Consider the following 2,399-nt stretch of genomic DNA (forward strand, 5'->3'; position numbering starts at 1 on the left):
CGGAAGCGCGCGGGTTTTAATTACATCGATCGTTTGTGGATGGCAAGCTTCAGATACCCAAAAAGTATTAAATTTTGTCTTCTGAATGCCATAACTCATGCTCATAGATTCGGCTGCTGCCGTACCTTCATCCAGCAAGGAAGCATTCGCGATCGCCATCCCTGTCAGATCCATAATTGCGGTCTGATAATTGAGTAAAGCTTCGAGTCTACCTTGCGAAATTTCTGGTTGGTAGGGCGTATATTGAGTGTACCAACCGGGATTTTCTAATATATTTCGTTGAATGACTGTCGGGGTAATGCAATTGGCATAACCCATCCCGATATACGAGCGAAAAATTTGATTTTTAGCAGCAATTTGTTTGAGCTTATTTAAGACTATATATTCGCTCTGAACTGTCTCAATTGCTAATGGTTGCTGATATTTAATTGCGGCGGGAACTGTGCGATCGATCAATTCATCCAAACTGGATACACCGAGTATCCCCAACATCTTATCGATATCTGCGGGTTGTGGCCCAATATGCCGCTGAATAAACTCACCATCTGTCCTAACATTGATGGCAGGATGAACGTTCGTCGCCTGGGTAAATCGAGTTGGAGATTGAGTCATGTCAATTGGGAATTGGGAATAGATGATAGGGGAGCAATCCACCTGCACGACGATAACTGGATTAGATCCGATCTTATAGGCGATCTGGTCGAGTCCAAACAACCGCTTCAATTACAGAGAATCAATAATTATATATATTTGTTAACTGTAATAGATTTAGGTCGATTTGGGTATCCGTAATCCACGCAGATTGGCTGTTTCGATCTTCTGGGGTAATAGTAGAATCGGGCAATACCAAAAGACTTTTCGATCGCATTAATGATGACAAACTGCTTCTAGCTTATAACCGTCAGGATCGATGACGTAGGCAGCATAATAATTAGGATGATATTTGCTCCGAATTCCTGGCGCACCATTATCTTTGCCACCACGGGACAAGGCGGCTTGATAAAAAGCATCGACACTCGCACGATCGATCGCTTTAAATGCTAAATGTTGGCGTTCGGGAACCATTGTATCTGCTGCTTTACCAGCATACAACCAGAAAAACATTTGCCCGTAAGCAGCAATTCCTGGAATTGCAAAAGAACGTTGAATTCCCAATGCTCCCAGTACGTTGTCGTAAAAGGCGATTGACTGGTCGAGATCGGTAATATAAATGGAAATGTGGTCTAGCATCAGAATAGTGCGGTCTATTTTATTTCAAAATTACGATAGTTAACCTTCGACTTTCGATCGATATTCCGCAGCAGAATAGATCCCGGCAATTTCGTTAGCATCTGCTACGGCAATTTCGAGCAGCCAGCCACCCGTGTAAGGATCGGTGCTAATGATTTCTGGTGCGTCGATGGCTTTATCGTTACGCTTAATTACTTTGCCACTCACTGGTGCTTTAAGATCTTCGACTGCTTTGACAGACTCGATCGATCCGAATGCGCTACCCTTGGTAATCGTGTCGCCAACTTCGGGCAATTCGACAAATACAATATCGCCTAACTGATCTACTGCAAAGGCACTCACGCCGATTTTGGCGATGTCTCCGCTGAGATCTACATACTCATGGGTGTCTGTGTAGCGTAAATTATCGGGATATTCTAAGCTCATGGTGCGTACTTCGATCGACTTTATGCTCTAGCATAGCGAGTTATGGGTCGTTGGCATAGCCATATTTTCCTCAGATCGAACTAAATTGCCTAGCAATCAGCGTCATCGGCAAGAACAATCGCAATGGCACTCCCGCCAACGAAACAAAGTTATGATATTCGTAGAAAGCCCGCGCCGTTTCATCTTTGGCATCAACGACAACCGCCGCCGCGACGATTTCACTCATTAAACTCCGGCGCAGGGCATCGACGAGCAAAAAAGCTCCCAATCCCTGCCCCTGATAACGTTCGTCCATAGCAAGTCTACCCAGTAAAATCGCTGGCACCATCGGATACCGAGGCAGCTTCTTTAGCATCGCGATTTATAGGTCGTTGGCACAGCCTTTCTACTAAGGCAAACACTTTAGCGGAAAGAAAATCGAACAGCTTGTAGTTAGCAGCAGGTCGATCGAGACCGATCGATCTAGCAATACTGAAGTGCTAACATTCTAAAAGATTGGATATTTTGTTGAAAATGAAAAGTTACCTGTTGCCAGCCGCGCTCTGTGGCTCAATCGCTTTGGTTAGTTACGTTTTACCTGCTGCGGCACTATCACCAGTAGAGATTCAACGCATCGCTAAACAAACCACCATTCAGATTACTGGCTGCGACTTTGGTTCTGGGGTGATTATTCGGAAAAATGGCAATAGTTATACTGTGCTGACGGTGGCTCATGCTGTCAAAAAGAGTGGTTGTATGGTGAC

3 protein-coding genes and 2 pseudogenes are annotated in these 2,399 nt (G+C 44.7%); 1 reads left to right on the forward strand and 4 read right to left on the reverse strand.

The annotated features are described in order from the left end of the window. From Q0R35_RS09385 to Q0R35_RS09400, 4 genes and pseudogenes are all read right to left on the reverse strand, one after another. Nucleotides 1-612 (reverse strand): annotated as a pseudogene (locus Q0R35_RS09385) (glycine dehydrogenase (aminomethyl-transferring)); the annotation flags it as partial. Between the two features lie 255 nt (nt 613-867). Then, on the reverse strand, nt 868-1,230 hold the full coding sequence (locus Q0R35_RS09390; protein ID WP_295616652.1) for a VOC family protein: 363 nt from the start codon (nt 1,228-1,230) through the stop codon (nt 868-870). A gap of 39 nt (nt 1,231-1,269) precedes the next feature. Then, entirely contained in the window at nt 1,270-1,656 is a 387-nt protein-coding gene (gene gcvH, locus Q0R35_RS09395) for a glycine cleavage system protein GcvH (protein ID WP_295616657.1), read from the reverse strand. 70 nt (nt 1,657-1,726) lie between these two features. Next, on the reverse strand, nt 1,727-2,011 hold the full coding sequence (locus Q0R35_RS09400; RefSeq protein ID WP_295616660.1) for a GNAT family N-acetyltransferase: 285 nt from the start codon (nt 2,009-2,011) through the stop codon (nt 1,727-1,729). 158 nt (nt 2,012-2,169) lie between these two features. Between Q0R35_RS09400 and Q0R35_RS09405 the strand changes: the two are divergent. Then, nucleotides 2,170-2,399: pseudogene (locus Q0R35_RS09405) on the forward strand (hypothetical protein); the annotation flags it as partial.

The organism is Chamaesiphon sp. GL140_3_metabinner_50 (assembly GCF_025361915.1).
Lineage (GTDB): Bacteria > Cyanobacteriota > Cyanobacteriia > Cyanobacteriales > Chamaesiphonaceae > Chamaesiphon.